Origin of the sequence: Cryptosporangium sp. NPDC051539 (assembly GCF_044454545.1) — a bacterium.
Classification (GTDB): Bacteria; Actinomycetota; Actinomycetes; order Mycobacteriales; family Cryptosporangiaceae; genus Cryptosporangium.
In genome coordinates, this window is sequence record NZ_JBITDV010000010.1 from 117070 (window position 1) to 132335 (window position 15266).

Genomic DNA, 15266 nt, shown 5'->3' on the forward strand with positions numbered 1-15266 from the left:
GGTGTCGTCCAGACGGGTCTCGTCGATCTGCGCCGTCACTGGTCACCCCGGTGGCGAGCTTCGTCGAGGAGCAGCACCGGAATGCCGTCCCGGATCGGGTAGGAGCGGTCGCAGACCGTGCAGGCCAGCTCCCCCGCCTCCTCGTCCAGGCGCAGCGGCGCGTGATCGTCGCTGGGGCAGGCCAGGATCTCCAGAAGTGCGGAATCGACAGTCATTCATGCCTCCGGGGTAGCGCGGACCAGGGCGAGCACCCGGTCGCGGATCTCGGCCATCCGTACATCCGTGGCCGCTTCGACGTTCAAGCGGAGCAACGGCTCGGTATTGGACGCGCGCAGGTTGAACCAGGCTCCGTCCGGAAAGGTCACCGTGGTGCCGTCCAGATCGTCGACGTCCGCGTCGGGGAAGGCCGCCAGCACGGCCTGCACCCGACCGGCCTGGTCGGCCACGGTCGAGTTGATCTCGCCGGACGCCACGTACCGCTCGTATTCGGCGCCGAGCGACGACAGCGGCCGGTCGCTCTCACCCAGCGCCGCGAGCACGTGCATCGCGGCCAGCATGCCGGTGTCGGCCCGCCAGAAGTCGCGGAAGTAGTAGTGGGCGGAGTGCTCGCCGCCGAACACCGCGCCGGTCTCGGCCATCTGCGCCTTGATGAACGAGTGCCCGACCCGGGTGCGCACCGGTTTGCCGCCGTGCTCGCGGACGATCTCCGGCACGGCGCGCGAGGTGATCAGGTTGTGGATGATCGTCGCGCCCGGGTTCTTGGCCAGTTCTCGCACGGCTACCAGCCCGGTGATCGCGCTCGGGCTCACCGGCTCGCCCCGCTCGTCCACCACGAAGCACCGGTCGGCGTCGCCGTCGAAGGCCAGACCGATGTCTGCCTTGTGTTCGACGACGGCCTTCTGCAGATCGACGAGGTTCTTCGGGTCGAGCGGGTTGGCCTCGTGGTTCGGGAAGTCACCGTCGAGCTCGAAGTAGAGCGGCACGACGTCGAGCGGCAGGCCCTCACCGAGGACGACCGGCACCGTGTAGCCACCCATGCCGTTGCCCGCGTCGACCACGACCTTCAGGGGCCGGATGCCGGTCAGGTCGACGAGCGACCGGAGGTAGTTCGCGTACTCGGTGAGCAGGTCGACCGCGCTGATGTCTCCGGGCACCTCGGCGGCCGGCGCGCCCTCGGAGAGAATCCGCTCGGCCTCCGCACGGATCGTCGCCAGGCCACTGGCCTGCCCGATCGGAGTCGCGCCGGCCCGGCAGAGCTTGATGCCGTTGTACTTGGCCGGGTTGTGGCTCGCGGTGAACATCGCGCCCGGCAGGTTCAGGTGACCGGCGGCGAAGTACAGCAGGTCGGTGGAACCGAGACCGGCTTCGACGACCGATACGCCCTGGCTCATCGCACCCTCGGCGAACGCCCGGGACAGCGGCACCGAGCTCTCCCGCATGTCGTACGCGGTCACCAGACTGCGGCCGCCCTCGGCCACGATCAGACGAGCGAACGCGGCGCCGAGCGCGCGGGCGACGTCTTCGCTGAACGGGTCGGGCACCACGCCGCGGACGTCGTACGCCTTGACCAGGCCGGAAAGGTCGTGGGAAGACACGGCGCCTGCTCCTTCGATGTGGTGCGTTGGAGAGGAGCCTATCCGGGGCGGACTCAGCGGGGATTGGGTAGGGCGCGCAGGTGCCCGCGGCGGCCCACCTGAGGAGCGGCCTCGGTGCTCTCGGGCTGCGCGGGCCGGGCCGCCTCGCGCACCGCGTCGGCCAATGCGGCCAGGTCGTCGCTGCTCGGCGGCGGCGCGGCCCAGTCGCCCTCGGCACGGACGAGGTCCCAGCCCTTGGGGGCGGTGAGCCGCTCGGCGTGGCCTTCGCACAGGTCGTAGGTGTGCGGTTCGTGCGAAACGGCGAGCGGACCGATCACCGCGGTGGATTCCGCGTAGACGTAGGTCAACGTCGCCACCGCAGGCTGAGAACAGCCATTCTTTGAGCAGCGCCGGTGAGACCTCACGGCGGAACGGTATCGGGCGGGGGGCTCCGGCGCCAACGGTCGGGGCCGGTGTCGCGGGTGTGTCGCGCTTCGAACCCCGGATTCCCTGGTTTCCCGGCGCACTATCCTGCTGACATGGCCACCCCTGCCGAGCACCGGCGCCGACCCGGCACGTCCCGCCGCGACCGGCGCGGCCGGGGCATGCGCGGGCGGCTGGTTCCGGCCACCGTTCCCCTCTCCCGCAGCCGGGCGCAGATCTTCGACGATCTGGTGCTGGACGCGGTCGAGCACCTGGAGCCGCGCTGGGCCACCCAGCTGCGCGACGTCGAGTTCGCGGTGGAGGACGTGCCGCCCGAGCTGCCGTCGTACGACTCCGACGTGCTGGAAGACGGCAACGTGCCGCTGGCCCGGTTGTTGCCGGGCCGCGACGGTGGCCGCGGGCGCAGCACCCCTCCGCGCATCGTCGTGTACCGGCGTCCGCTCGAGGCCCGGGCCTACGACCGGGACGACTTGGCCGACCTCGTCCACGACGTCGTCGTCGAGCAGGTGGCGAACCTGCTCGGCCTCGATCCGGACGACGTCGATCCGCCGAACCACTGACCCCCGGGGGCCTGCCCCCAGACGGACGTCTTGGCAGCACCCGACCTTCGCTATCTCGTCCCCGCTCCGGTAGCGCGGGTTCCATCATGTAACCCGTGACGAGCAGCCCGGTGCGTTACCAAGGGCGCCACGAGCTCGTGCGGGTGGGCCCCGTGCGAGCTCGGCGGTGGCCGGTGGCGCTGCTGGTCGTGGCGTCGGCGGCGGTGGCGTACGCCGGGGCGGCGCTGGCCGGGCCGTTCTCGGCCCCGGTGCCCGACCGGTTCGAGTCCGCACTGATCACGAAGCCGGACGGTGTGGCCGGGCTCCAGGTGACGGCCTACACCGCGCTGCGGGGTTCGTCCGTGACCGCGGCGCGCGAGTTGATGGTGCTGGCCTCGGTCGTGACCGTGCTGCTCATCGCGGTGCTGGTGCGGCGGTTCGGGCTGAGCGTCCCGGCGACGGTGCTGGCCGCGGTGGTGACGGCCGGGCTGCCCTGGGCGCTCGCCGCGCATCGGACGGTGACACCGGTGAACCTGGCGGTGCCGTGGCTGCTCGCGGCCGCGCTCCTGGCCGGGCTGAGGGCCCGCCGACGGCCGGCGCTCGGTTTGGCGGGAGTGTGCCTGCTGGTCGCCGCGCTCACCGCGCCGGTGGTCGTCCCGATTGCGGTGACGGCGATCGCGGTGCTGCTGGCCGGCCACGACATCGGCATCGGCTGGCCTCCCCCGGCGCGGGTGATCGCGGTCGCCGGGCTCGCGGTGCTGGCGGTGGCGACGATGGTGGCCGCCGTCGGGCCCTGGGCCCAGCCCGCCGGGGTGATCGCGCCGCACGTCCTCGACCTGGTCGCGGTGGCCGCCGTCGCCCTCGGAGCCGGGTTCGGCGCGGTGGTCCGCTGGCTGCGGCCGTTCGCGCTGATCGTGTTCGTCGGCGTGGGTGCCGCCGCGCTGTCGACGCCGAGCCGCACGCCGCTGCTCCTGGTGACGCTGCCCGCGGCCGCCGTGGTGCTCGGCGCCGCGTTCGACGCGGCCGCCGAGGCCGCCGGCGTCTTCCGGCGCGGGTTCCGGACGCTCACCGCGGTCGTGGTGCTGGTGGTCGTCGGGGCGTCACTGCTGGTCGCGGTGCCCTCCGCGCGGGCCGATACGTCCGCGGTCGTGCGCACGGATCCCTCGCGGTAGACGCAGCCCTAGCGGCGGGCCAGGTCTTCCAGCAGACCGGCGGCCACCTCCAGGAGGCCCCGCTCGGCCTCGGTGAGGTCGTCCAGGGCCACGGCCAGCCAGGCGTCCCGCTGGGCCATGTCGCTGTGCAGCGCGTCGCGCCCGGCGTCGGTCAGGTGCAGCACCCAGGCCCGCCGGTCGGTCTCGCTGCGGACGCGGAGCACCAGCCCGTCGGCCTCGAGGTCGGCGAAGACGCGGGTGAGCGACTGCGGTTGCTGGTGCTCGGCGGCGGCGATCGCGCCGGGCGTGCTCGGGCCGGAGCGGTAGAGGGCCGCGAGCACGGCGATCTTGTTGGCGCTCAGCGCGGAGGGCGGGCGCTCGACCCGGAGCCGGCGCGCGAGGCGGGTGACCCCGCGCCGGATCGTGACGACTCGGTCCGGGCTCACGTCATGCACACTAGTAAGCTATCACTGAGTACTTCGAGCCAAAAAGCCGACAAGTACCATTAGTTTAATAAGCGATGCGTATCAACTCGGCGATCATCCTGCTCCTCGGCGCGCTGGCGGCGTTCGCGTCCGCGTTGCCGATCGACGCGGCCGTGGGGACGCACGGCGCATTGGCGGTCCTCGGAGTCGTCCTCGCGATGTCGTTCGGCCGGGCCGAGCGCCGCGCGGGCCTGCGCACCCGCCTCGTGAGCCTGGCCGCGATACCCGCGGTGGCCCTCGGAGCGGGGGCCGTCGGCGCGCTCCTGCGTACGGTTCCCCCGCTCGGCGCGGCCCTGTTCGTCGCCGGGCTGGCCGGCGCGATCTGGCTCCGCCGCTTCGGCCCCCGGGGAGCCCTGGCCGGCCGTCTGCTCACGCTCCCGCTGATCGCGATGCTGGTGGTCCCCGTGCCCGTACTGGTACCGCCGGGCCGCCCTCCCTGGACCGTGGCCCTGGGAGCCGCGGTCGTCGCCCTGCTCGCCGCCGCCTGGGCCACGGCGCTGCCCCTGGCGGCCACCCGGCTGCGCCGGCCGCCGCACGAACCGCACGAACCGCACGGTCCGGCGCTCGGCGTTCCGGAACCCGCACCGGTGACCCGCGCGAGCACACTGCGGCCGATCCCCAGTACCCGGCTGGCCGTTCAGATGGCGGTCGCGCTCGCCGCCGCGTTCCTGCTCGGACACCTCGTCAGCCCGGCCCACGGCACCTGGGCCGTCCTCACCGCATTCCTGGTCGGCAGCGGAAACCGCGGCCGGGGCGACGTCGTCTGGAAGGGCGTACTGAGGCTGGCCGGTGCAGCCGGCGGCACTCTCGCCGCCACCCTCCTGGGCCAGGCGTTCGCTCCGGGCGACCCACTCGCGATCGCGGCGATCTTCGCGCTGCTCGGGGTGGCCGCCTGGCTCCGCGAGTACAGCTACGCCTACTGGGCCGCCGGGGTCACCGGAGCGCTCGCGATCCTCTACGCCTATTACGGCGAAGCCGGACCGGCGGCGCTCGGCGCCCGCCTGATCGGCATCCTGGTCGGCGCGATCCTCGCCGTCGGCGCGGCCTGGTTCGTCCTGCCGATCCGGACGTCCGACGTGGCCCGGCGCCGCACCGCCGACGCCCTGGCCGCCCTGAGCGACCTCCTACCGGCCCTGCACACGGACCGTCCGGCCGTCCTGGCCGCGCACGCACGCTTCCACCAGGCCGTCGAGGGCCTGAATCAGCTCGCGCCACCCCTGCGAGCGCTCCGCGCCACAAAAGCCGGCCCCGCCGCCCTCGCGGACGCGATCGACGCGCTGAACGCCTGCGCCGCCCCGCTCGAGACGCTCCTGGACGCCCCGCCCGGCCTCTTCGGCCGCGCGCCGCTCCGACGGGACGTCGGAGCGGCGCGGTCGTCGATCGGTGGTGTCCGGCGCACACTCGCCGGACGGCCGGAGCCGGACGCAACAGCCACGCCCCCACGTGACCCGTCACGGACGGACAGTCCAGCGGAAACTTGCCGGGAGAGCGCCGCACTCGCAGCGCTCGGCGCACACCTGGAAACGGTCAGAGTCGTCTGGAGCCGAAGCCCTCGGCGACGTACACCCTGACGAGCGCGGACGGCGTCAGACGACCCGCTTCTTCAGCTTGCGCCGCTCGCGCTCCGACAGGCCGCCCCAGATTCCGAAGCGTTCGTCGTGCGCCAGCGCGTATTCCAAGCACTCCGCCTTGACCTCGCACCCGGTGCAGATGCGCTTGGCCTCGCGGGTCGAACCGCCCTTCTCCGGAAAGAACGCCTCCGGATCTGTCTGCGCGCAGAGCGCGCGATCCTGCCACTCCGGTGCCTCACCGCTCACGATCTCGGTGATCACTTCTGCGGCCACTCCCGTGCCTCCTCCACTCGTACGCCGGCCGCGCGGCTGGCGCGTCGAACCCCCTGTGGAAGGCGATATGAGCTATCCCCGATGGGAATTACACGCGTGTAATGCCGGTCGCGTCAAGAGACAAATTGACCTGATATGTGTATTTTTATCACGTGTCAGCCTAGGTGAGGGAACCCACCCCGGCAAAAAGGGTCGAAGTATCGCCGACTGGGAACGCCGGTAACCGCAACTTGCAGGGTTCTCACGCCGCTCCAGGGTCCCCATCGTGCGCAATCACCCCAACCGCGAAGCCTGTTCACCAAAATCCCCCAAACAGGGATATTGTTCCCCTATCGCCAGTGTGGGGGAGCAACAGTGGATCGTCCGACCAGCGGTTACTGGCCCAGCAGGGAGACCGTGCTAACCGCACCCGACCGGATCGCCGCCGTCGAACGAGCGACCGCCTCCGCATCCCGGTGCCTGGCCGACCAGCTCGCCCGGCTCGTCGCGGAGGCCTGCGGCGCTCCGAACGCGCTGATCTCGCTGGTCCACGTTCAGCGTCAGGTCGTACTCGGATCGTTCGGTGCCGGCCGGGCCGGCGCCGGTCCGGCCGAGATCGCCGCCGAACGGTCCCTCTGCGAGTCGGTGGTGGCCGCCGGGATCCCGATCATCGTCAGCGACGCCACCCAGGACCGCCGGTTCGCCGAGACGGCCGCCGTCCGCAAACACGGGCTGGGCGCGTACGTCGGCTTTCCGATCCGTGATGCGGACGATCTGGTGGTCGGCGTCCTCGCGATCGGTGACCACCTCCCCCGGGAATGGTCGGCCCGGCAGCTGACCGTCATCGACGACGCCGCCCAGCTCTTCACCGCCGGGCTCTCCGGCGAGATCGACCGCCACCTCCGCGACGCCCCGGAGCAGGAGTCGGTGCCGGACACGATCGCCGAGCTCACCGACGGGCTCGACACGATCCACGCGTTCACCGGCGCGCTGCTCACCAGCCTGCAGACCGGTGTCGCCGCCTGCGACCGCGACGGCAACCTGATCGTCTTCAACCAGGCGATGCGCCGGCTGCTGTCGATGGCGGACGGCGATGACAGCGCCGACCTGGTCCCGGACGAGTGGCCGACCGCCATGCACCTCTACCACCCCGACCACCGCCCGTTCGCCGCCGACGACGTCCCGCTGCGCCGGGCCCTGCGTGGCGAGCGCCTCCGCGAGATCGACGTGCTCGCGCTGGCGCCCGGACGACGTCCGCGGGTGCTTTCGATCAACGGGCAGCCGATCGTCGACGCGTCGGGCGACCGGGTGGGTGCGGTGATCACCGCCGAGGACATCACGCACCGGCGGCGGTCCGAGCAACTGCAAGCCTGCGAGCTGGCCGCGGCCCAGGCCCTGGTCGACACACCCTCGCTGCCGGTCGCCGCCGGCCACGCGCTCGCCGCGATCGGTGAGTGCCTGCACTGGCCGCACGCCGAGCTCTGGCTGGCCGACGAGCTGACCGGTGCGCTGACCCCGACCGCCCGCTGGGACCAGCCCGGCCGGGCACCGATCCCCCGGCTCCCGGACTCGGTCCTCGACACCGACGCCGGGCTGGTGCACACGGTCTGGAAGTCCGGCGCGCCGCTCTGGGTGGCCGACATCGCGTCCGGGCCGATGGCCGACCCGATGGCGGCCGGCTGCGGCCTGCACGCCGCCCTGGCCGTCCCGGTCCGCAGCGGCGAGCGGACGACCGGCGTCCTGACGGTGTTCTCCGCCCACGCCGAGGAGCCGGAGAGCTCGCTGATCTCGGTGCTGCTGGGCATCGCCGCCCAGATCGGCCAGCACCTCGACCGGCGCCGGGCCGAGAGCTACGCCGCGCGGCTGGCCCGCTCCGAGGAGGAGTACATCGCGCTGGTCGGCCACGAGCTGCGTACGCCGCTGACGTCGATCTCGGCCTACACCGAGCTGATCAAGGAGTCCGAGGACGACGAGACGCTCGGCAACGTCCGGCCGCTGCTCGAGGTCGTCGACCGGAACACGCGGCTGTTGCTGAACATCGTCGAAAACCTGCTCGACCTGGCCGCGCTCGACTCCGGACACACGATGCTCGAGCTGGTCCCGACCGATCTGGCGACAATCGTCCGGGACGCGATCGAGGGCTACCGGCCGATGGCCGAGGAGCAGGGGGTCACGGTCCGCGCCGAGCTGCCCACCGACGCCCCGCTGGTGGCCGACCCCGAACGCCTGCGGCAGGCCGTCGACCACCTGATCGACAACGCCGTGCGGTACAGCCCGGACGGCGGCCACGTCGACGTCGGACTCGATCTGAGCGGAGGAGCGCTCGCGCTGACGGTCGCGGATTCCGGGATCGGGATTCCGGTCAACGAGCTCGAGCTCGTCACCCGGCGGCTGCGCCGGGGAACCCGGAGCACCGAACGCAAGATCCGCGGCACCGGCCTCGGGCTGGCCATCGCCACCACCGTGCTGGCCCGGCACGGCGGCACGCTCACGCTCCACTCGGCCGGCGAGCAGGGCACCACGGCCACTGCCCGCCTTCCTCTGCGTCCCCCGCCGGCGGCTACGCCAGAGTGAGCGACGGGCGGGAGGGGACCTCTCCGTAGGTCGTGGTGCGCTGGCGGACCGGGCGGCCGGCGGCCGCGGCCATCGCGGTCAGCTCCTCCACGCTCCGCTCGCTGCCGTTCTCCGACCCGGCCATCCGGCTGATCGTCTCCTCCATCAGCGTCCCGCCGACGTCGTCCGCGCCGCCTTCGAGGATCTGCACCGCTCCGGTGTCGCCGAGCTTCACCCAGGAGCACTGGATGTGGTCGATCCGACCGTGGAACGCCAGCCGTGCGAGCGCGTGCACGGCGCGGTTCTGCGCGTTGGTCGGCCCCGGCCGGGCGATGCCGGCCAGATAGATCGGTGCGTTGTGGTGGACGAACGGCAGCGGCACGAACTCGGTGAAGCCGCCGGTCTCGTCCTGGATGGCAGCCAGCGTCCGGAAGTGCCCGAGCCAGTGCCCGCTGTGGTCGACGTGCCCGTACATCATCGTCGACGACGACCGGATGCCCAGCTTGTGAGCGGTCGTGACGATCTCGATCCACTCCGCGGCCGGCAGCTTGCCCTTGGTGAGCACCCAGCGGACCTCGTCGTCGAGGATCTCGGCCGCCGTGCCGGGGATCGTGTCGAGCCCGGCCTCCTTCATCATCACGAGCCAGTCGTGCACGGACATGTTCGCCTTCGCCGATGCGGTGGCGACCTCCATCGGGCTGAACGCGTGCACGTGCATGCCCGGGACCCGCTGCTTGACCGCCCGGACCAGGTCGGCGTACCCGCGCCCGGACAGCTCCGGGTCGATGCCACCCTGCATGCACACCTCGGTCGCGCCGACGGTCCAGGCCTCCGCGGCCCGGTCGGCCACCTCCTCGTGCGAGAGGCGGTAGGCGTCGGCGTCGGTCCGGCGCTGGGCGAACGCGCAGAACCGGCACCCGACGTAGCAGACGTTGGTGAAGTTGATGTTGCGGTTCACCACGTAGGTGATCGCGTCGCCGTTGACCTCGCGCCGTAGGTCGTCGGCCAGCTTCGTCAGTGTTTCGAGGGCTGCGCCCTCGGCCGCGAACAGCGCCAGCGTCGCGTCGGTGTTGGCCTCGTCGAGCAGTGCGGCCGGATCCGCTGCCGCGATGTCCAGACCTTTACGGACGTCGGACGCGAGCCGTTCCGGAGCCGCCCGCAGCGGGGTCTCGACGTGTTCGGCGACGGCCTCCCAATCGCCGTAGACGGTCGAGAAGTCGCCGCGGCGGTCTTCGGTGCGGCCGGTCGTGTCGATCGTGCTGCCCAGGTCGGCCCGGCCCATCGTCTCCAACAGGGCCGGGTCGGGCTCCTGCCAGGGACGGCCGACCGGCGTCGCGGCCTCGTTCGCCAGCCCGGTCTCGGGGTCCATCAGCGCGGCCACGTGACCGGCCACCCGCGGGTCGATCCAGGGCTCGCCGGCCAGCGCGTACTTGGCGTGGACGGTGAGGCGCTCCTTCAACGTGAACCCGGCCTGGGCGGTACGGCGGGCCAGCTCCTCGATCTGAGGCCACGGACGCTCGGGGTTGACGTGGTCCGGGGTCACCGGCGAGACGCCACCCCAGTCGTCGATACCGGCCCGGAGCAGCAGCGAGTACTCGTCGCGGGTGCCCTCGGCCTCGGGGGTGTGCAGCTCGTCCAGCAGGTTCGGGGGCGCCTGCAGACGCATCTTCGGCCCGAGAACCAGCCGGGAGACCGCGACCGTGGCCAGGAAGTCGTCGAAGTCGGCGTCGGGCTCGTTGCGCATCGCGGTGTCGGGCTTGGCGCGGAAGTTCTGGATGATGACTTCCTGGATGTGCCCGTACTCGCGGGCCGACTGCCGGATCGCGAACAGCGACTCGGCGCGCTCGGAGCGGGTCTCGCCGATGCCGACCAGGATCCCGGTCGTGAACGGGACGCCGACCCGGCCGGCGTCGGTGAGCGTCCGCAGGCGGACGGCCGGCTCCTTGTCGGGCGAGCCGTAGTGCGGGCCGCCCGGCTCGCTCCACAGCCGGGTGGCGGTGGTCTCGAGCATCATGCCCATGCTCGGAGCGACCGGCTTGAGCCGCTGGAGCTCGGCCCAGCTCATCACCCCGGGATTGAGATGAGGGAGCAGCCCTGTCTCTTCGAGCACCGCGATCGCGCAGGCCCGGACGTAGTCGAGTGTGGACGCGTATCCGCGCGAGTCGAGCCACTCGCGGGCGGCCGGCCAGCGTTCTTCGGGCCGGTCGCCGAGCGTGAACAGGGCTTCTTTACAGCCCTGTTCGGCGCCCGCACGGGCGATCGCCACCACTTCGTCCCGATCGAGGAACGTGTGCGGGACCTTGTGCGGGACGGTCGCGAAAGTGCAGTAGTGACAGCGGTCGCGGCAGAGCCTCGTGACCGGGATGAAGACCTTGCGGGAGTACGTGACGATCCCGGGACGCCCGGCATCAACGAGCCCGGCGTCACGCACCCGGGACGCGATCGTCAGCAGCTCGTCCAGGCGCTCGCCCCGGGCGGAGAGCAGCGTGGCTGCTTCGCTCGGGTCGAGGCTGACGCCGTCCCGGGCGCGCCGGAGCGCGCGTTTGAGTCCTCGGTCGTCCGGAGTGCTAGCGACGTTCGGGCGCGTGACCTCGACCATGACGGCCACCTTATGTCGCTGCGCCGCCCGGTGAACCGGGGACGGTTGTGGCGCGGGTTACCTCTCGTCGTGGCGGTGGCGACCCTGGTCGGGCGGGAGCAGGTCGTTGACGTTCACGACGTTCGTCTCCTGCGCGTCCGGGCCGTTGCCGGGCGGGGTCGGGTAGGCGCCCTGAGCCCCCTGGTAGCCGCCGGGCTGGCCCGGGGCCTGGTAGCCGCCGTACGGGGCACCGGAGGCGGGCTGGCTCGGCGCGGCCGGGCCGGACGTCGGGGCCGCGCCGGGCCACTGGCCGGGCTGCTGGGGCTGGCCCGGCTGCGGCTGAGGCTGGCCGGGCTGGGGCTGGCCGGGCTGGGGCTGACCGGGCTGGGGCTGACCCGGCTGGGGCTGACCGGGCCAGGCGGGCTGAGCGGCCCAGCCTTGCGTGGTCTGGTGCGGCTGGACCGCACCCGGCTGTGCGGGCTGACCCCAGTTGCTGCCGCCCTGCGACGGCCAGTTGGCCTGGCCGGGCTGGTCGGGAGCACCGTAGGGGCCGCCCGAGCTCGGCTGACCGGGCTGGCCGCCGTAGGGCACGCCCGAGCTGGGCTGGACCGGCTGACCGTAAGCACCGGGCTGACCGGGAGCGCCGGGCTGACCGGGAGCGCCGTACGGGCCGCCGGAGCTGGGCTGGCCGTACTGGCCCGGCTGGGGCTGACCCGGCTGGGGGTAGCCCGGCTGGCCGTAAGGCGACTGGCGCGCTCCGCTGTCGCCGCCGGTGCCGTCGGACGGGGCCTCACCGTACGGACCGCCCGGGTAGCCACCGGGGCCGTAGCCGGCCTGCCCGGCCGGACGCGCCGGGCGGGTGACGAGCATCGTGCGCACCGCGTAGAACAACCCGCCGGCGACGAGGACCTCCCACCCGACGCCGTCGAGGAAGTTGATGAACCGCGACTCCCAGCCGTACCCGGCGACGAAACCGCCGAGGATCGAGATCAGGCCGAAGAGCGCGGAGAAACCGAGCTCGGCGACGGCCGCGGTGGTCACCAGCTGCGCGAGCGACTCACGCGCGGGCTGCAGGACCACGACCAGGAGGATCGCGAGCACCGGCAGCAGGAACGGGACGATCCCGATGAAACCGCCGCGCGCAGCGGACAGCCGATCGGAGAAGTCACCGCCCAGGATCACGACCGCGAGCAGCTGGACGAGCAGCAGGAAACCGTTGACCCCGACCAGCAGGAGCGCCAGCGGCCCACGTAGCTGCTGGAACAGAGTCCGGGCAGGCGTTTCGGCCTCGGTGGACGACACGGTCCCTCCTTCGTCGGGCGTGGTCTCCGTTTATCCACTAGTGCGCCCGTCAGCCTGGCACATCCCGGGCACGGCGTGCGAGGGGGCGCCACGCCGGGGCCTGGGCGAATCCGGTCCGGGACGTGCGCGACGATGGGAGCATGCGCATCGTCGTACTCGCCGGGGGCATCGGCGGAGCCCGTTTCCTGCAAGGCGTCCGGGCCTGGGCTGATGGTCGTCCGGGAGATCACGAGATCACCGCGGTGGTCAACACCGCGGACGACGTCACCCTGCACGGCCTGCGGATCTGTACCGACCTCGACAGCGTCATGTACACGCTGGGCGGCGGTCACGACGAGGAACGCGGCTGGGGCCGGGTCGGCGAGACCTGGGCGGTGAAGGACGAACTCGCCGAGTACGGCGCGGAGCCGGCCTGGTTCGGGCTCGGCGACCGGGACATCGCGACCCACCTGGTCCGGACGCGGATGCTGGACGCGGGCTACCCGCTCTCCGCGGTGACCGAGGCACTGTGCGACCGCTGGAAGCCCGGCGTCCGGCTGCTGCCGATGTCCGACGACCGGGTGGAGACGCACGTCGTCCTGGCCGAGGAACTGGAGGGCGCAGGCGTGCGGCGGCGCGCGGTGCACTTCCAGGAGTGGTGGGTGCGCTACCGGGCCGGGTTGGAGGCCGATCGGTTCGTCCAGGTCGGCATCGAGGACGCGAAGCCGGCGCCGGGCGTGCTGGAGGCGCTGGCCGCGGCCGACCTCATCCTGTTCGCACCGAGCAATCCGGTGGTGAGCATCGACACGATTCTCGGGGTGCCGGGGATCCGGGCCGGGCTGGCGGCGGCGTCGGCCAAGGTCGTCGGGGTGTCGCCGATCATCGGGGGTGCACCGGTGCGCGGCATGGCGGAGAAGTGCCTGCCGGTCGTCGGCGTCGAGGTGTCGGCCTCGGGCGTCGGCGCGCACTACGGGGCGCGGGCCTACGGCGGCCTGCTGGACGGCTGGCTGGTCGACGAGACCGACGCCGGCACCGTGCTGTTCGGCGCCGACGTGCGCGCGGTGCCGCTCTGGATGACCGATCCCGCGACGACGGCCAGGACGATGGTCGCCGAAGCCGCCGCGATCGGCGGGATCGCCTGATGGGCGTCGTGGGGCCGCAGCCCTCCCCCGCCCCCGCCGGGGGTGCGGCGGCACGGGCGGACGACGTGCGGGTGCTGCCCGTTCCCGGGCTGCCCGAGGTGACGGCGGGCAGCGACCTCGGCGAGTTGCTCGCCGCGGCGGCTCCGTGGCTGGCGGACGGCGACGTGGTCGTGGTCACCAGCAAGATCGTCAGCAAGGCGGAGGGACGGCTGGTCCCGGCCGGCGACGACCGGGAGGCCACGCGCGAGGCCGCGATCGCCGCCGAGACCACCGCGGTGGTCGCCACCCGGGGCCGCACCCAGATCGTCCGGACCCGGCAGGGCCTGGTGCTGGCCTCGGCCGGCGTCGACACGTCGAACGTGGGTCAGGACGTCGTCGCGCTGCTGCCGGAAGACTCCGACGCCTCGGCCAGGCGGCTCCGCGCGGGACTGCGCGACCGGCTCGGGGTGGACGTCGGCGTCATCGTCAGCGACACGATGGGCCGCCCCTGGCGGGTCGGCGTCGCGGACGTGGCGATCGGGGCGGCCGGTCTGCGTCCGCTGCGCGACCTCCGCGGGCAGACCGACGGGCACGGCAACGACCTGGCGATGACCGTCGTCGCCGACTCCGACCAGATCGCCGGGGCCGCGGAACTCGTCAAGGGCAAGAGCGGCGGGGTACCGGTCGCGGTGGTCCGCGGGGTGGCGTCGCTGGTCGACGTCGGCGGGGACGACGGGCCCGGCGCCGCGGCGCTGGTACGCGTGCTCGAAGAGGACATGTTCGCGCTGGGCACGGCCGAGGCCCGGGCACTGGGCCACCGCGAGGCGGTGACGCTGCGCCGCTCGGTGCGCGCGTTCACGTCCGAGCCGGTCGACCCGGCCGCGATCGCCCGTGCGGTGGCCGTCGCGGTCACCGCGCCGGCCCCCCACCACACCACCCCGTGGCGCTTCGTCCACGTCGCGTCGGACGGCGTCCGCAAGCGTCTGCTGGCCGGGATGCGCGACGCGTGGGCCACCGACCTGCGCGCCGACGGGTTCGACGAGGCGGCCATCGGCCGCCGCCTCCGGCGCGGCGACCTCCTCTGGGAAGCTCCGGCCCTGGTGGTGCCGGTTCTGGCACTCGACGGTGCCCACACCTATCCGGACGCCCGGCGGGCCGGCAGCGAGCGCGCGATGTTCCAGGTCGCGATGGGCGCGGGCGTGCAGAACTTCCTGGTCGCGCTGGCGACCGAGGGCATCGGATCGTGCTGGGTGTCGTCGACGATGTTCTGCGCCGGCCTGGTGAAGGCGGAGCTCGACCTGCCCGACGACTGGCACCCGATGGGGTCGGTGGCGGTCGGGTACGCCGCCGAGGAGCCGCGACCCCGTCCGCCTCGGGACGCGAGCAACTTCCTGCTCACTCGTTGATAATTTCCCCATTGGTAGTTGCATGTACGAACAGGACAGCTCGGCATTCCGAATGACTTTCCAGGCTGACCGATAATTGCCTGGAACAGAGCGCCTCCACGTATCCGAACGGTCGGTGCGCGGTAACCCCACGGGCATCGGACGACCGCCGTACGGCGGGTCCTCACCGCCGAGTGGTTCACTCGGCGTTCACCCCGGAAAAAGTTTTGTCCCGGCGCGTACATTCGAATCATCGCCATCCCGGATTACTGGTGCATGTGGACGGTGACCCCCGTTCGGATGTCGCACCGTGTCCGGGTTCGGCGTTTCAT

Annotated in this window: 13 protein-coding genes; 6 read left to right on the forward strand and 7 right to left on the reverse strand. The window is 72.5% G+C overall.

Going from position 1 to position 15266, the window contains the following annotated elements:
* Window positions 1–35: 35 nt before the first annotated feature.
* From ACIBZJ_RS29005 to ACIBZJ_RS29015, 3 genes are read right to left on the reverse strand one after another with little or no spacing between them, the layout of a single operon-like run.
* Complete coding sequence (locus ACIBZJ_RS29005) at window positions 36–215, reverse strand: Trm112 family protein (protein WP_395935089.1); 180 nt, start codon at window positions 213–215, stop codon at window positions 36–38.
* Window positions 216–1595 carry a phosphomannomutase/phosphoglucomutase gene (locus ACIBZJ_RS29010; protein ID WP_395935091.1) on the reverse strand — a complete coding sequence of 460 codons (1380 nt, stop codon included), beginning with the start codon at window positions 1593–1595 and terminating at the stop codon, window positions 216–218. It lies immediately after the preceding gene.
* Window positions 1596–1648: 53 nt separating this feature from the next.
* Complete coding sequence (locus ACIBZJ_RS29015) at window positions 1649–1999, reverse strand: DUF3499 domain-containing protein (protein WP_395935093.1); 351 nt, start codon at window positions 1997–1999, stop codon at window positions 1649–1651.
* A gap of 114 nt (window positions 2000–2113) precedes the next feature.
* Here ACIBZJ_RS29015 and ACIBZJ_RS29020 point away from each other — a divergent pair, with 114 nt between their 5' ends.
* A complete protein-coding gene (locus tag ACIBZJ_RS29020) occupies window positions 2114–2578 on the forward strand; it encodes a metallopeptidase family protein (protein WP_395935095.1) in 465 nt (154 codons plus the stop codon).
* Window positions 2579–2673: 95 nt separating this feature from the next.
* Complete coding sequence (locus ACIBZJ_RS29025; RefSeq protein WP_395935097.1) at window positions 2674–3729, forward strand: hypothetical protein; 1056 nt, start codon at window positions 2674–2676, stop codon at window positions 3727–3729.
* 8 nt (window positions 3730–3737) lie between these two features.
* On the opposite strand, the gene ACIBZJ_RS29030 is transcribed toward ACIBZJ_RS29025, so the two are convergent.
* The gene (locus ACIBZJ_RS29030; RefSeq protein ID WP_395935099.1) at window positions 3738–4154 is read right to left on the reverse strand and encodes a MarR family winged helix-turn-helix transcriptional regulator; all 417 of its coding nucleotides are present in this window, start codon (window positions 4152–4154) and stop codon (window positions 3738–3740) included.
* A gap of 74 nt (window positions 4155–4228) precedes the next feature.
* On the opposite strand from ACIBZJ_RS29030, the gene ACIBZJ_RS29035 reads away from it, so the two are divergent.
* Complete coding sequence (locus ACIBZJ_RS29035) at window positions 4229–5764, forward strand: FUSC family protein (protein ID WP_395935101.1); 1536 nt, start codon at window positions 4229–4231, stop codon at window positions 5762–5764.
* 15 nt (window positions 5765–5779) lie between these two features.
* Here the strand turns inward: ACIBZJ_RS29035 and ACIBZJ_RS29040 are convergent, their stop codons facing one another.
* On the reverse strand, window positions 5780–6037 hold the full coding sequence (locus ACIBZJ_RS29040; RefSeq protein WP_395935103.1) for a WhiB family transcriptional regulator: 258 nt from the start codon (window positions 6035–6037) through the stop codon (window positions 5780–5782).
* A 354-nt stretch (window positions 6038–6391) separates the two neighbouring features.
* Between ACIBZJ_RS29040 and ACIBZJ_RS29045 the strand changes: the two genes are divergently transcribed.
* Complete coding sequence (locus ACIBZJ_RS29045; RefSeq protein WP_395935105.1) at window positions 6392–8590, forward strand: ATP-binding protein; 2199 nt, start codon at window positions 6392–6394, stop codon at window positions 8588–8590.
* On the opposite strand, the gene ACIBZJ_RS29050 is transcribed toward ACIBZJ_RS29045, so the two are convergent.
* Together ACIBZJ_RS29050 and ACIBZJ_RS29055 are read right to left on the reverse strand one after the other, a co-directional pair.
* A complete protein-coding gene (locus ACIBZJ_RS29050; protein ID WP_395935107.1) occupies window positions 8577–11168 on the reverse strand; it encodes a bifunctional FO biosynthesis protein CofGH in 2592 nt (863 codons plus the stop codon). The genes ACIBZJ_RS29045 and ACIBZJ_RS29050 overlap by 14 nt on opposite strands.
* A 57-nt stretch (window positions 11169–11225) precedes the next feature.
* A complete protein-coding gene (locus tag ACIBZJ_RS29055; protein ID WP_395935109.1) occupies window positions 11226–12449 on the reverse strand; it encodes a hypothetical protein in 1224 nt (407 codons plus the stop codon).
* 140 nt (window positions 12450–12589) lie between these two features.
* On the opposite strand from ACIBZJ_RS29055, the gene cofD reads away from it, so the two are divergent.
* Complete coding sequence (cofD, locus tag ACIBZJ_RS29060; protein ID WP_395935111.1) at window positions 12590–13570, forward strand: 2-phospho-L-lactate transferase; 981 nt, start codon at window positions 12590–12592, stop codon at window positions 13568–13570.
* Window positions 13570–14955 carry a coenzyme F420-0:L-glutamate ligase gene (locus tag ACIBZJ_RS29065; protein ID WP_395935113.1) on the forward strand — a complete coding sequence of 462 codons (1386 nt, stop codon included), beginning with the start codon at window positions 13570–13572 and terminating at the stop codon, window positions 14953–14955. The genes cofD and ACIBZJ_RS29065 overlap by 1 nt, the downstream gene beginning before the upstream one ends.
* Window positions 14956–15266: the final 311 nt, after the last annotated feature.

Coding starts and splice junctions, on each gene's coding strand:
- ACIBZJ_RS29005 (WP_395935089.1), bottom strand. CDS start 215: ATGACTGTCGATTCCGCACTTCTGGAGATCCTGGCCTGCCCCAGCGAC.
- ACIBZJ_RS29020 (WP_395935095.1), top strand. CDS start 2,114: ATGGCCACCCCTGCCGAGCACCGGCGCCGACCCGGCACGTCCCGCCGC.
- ACIBZJ_RS29035 (WP_395935101.1), top strand. CDS start 4,229: ATGCGTATCAACTCGGCGATCATCCTGCTCCTCGGCGCGCTGGCGGCG.
- ACIBZJ_RS29050 (WP_395935107.1), bottom strand. CDS start 11,168: ATGGTCGAGGTCACGCGCCCGAACGTCGCTAGCACTCCGGACGACCGA.
- cofD (WP_395935111.1), top strand. CDS start 12,590: ATGCGCATCGTCGTACTCGCCGGGGGCATCGGCGGAGCCCGTTTCCTG.
- ACIBZJ_RS29065 (WP_395935113.1), top strand. CDS start 13,570: ATGGGCGTCGTGGGGCCGCAGCCCTCCCCCGCCCCCGCCGGGGGTGCG.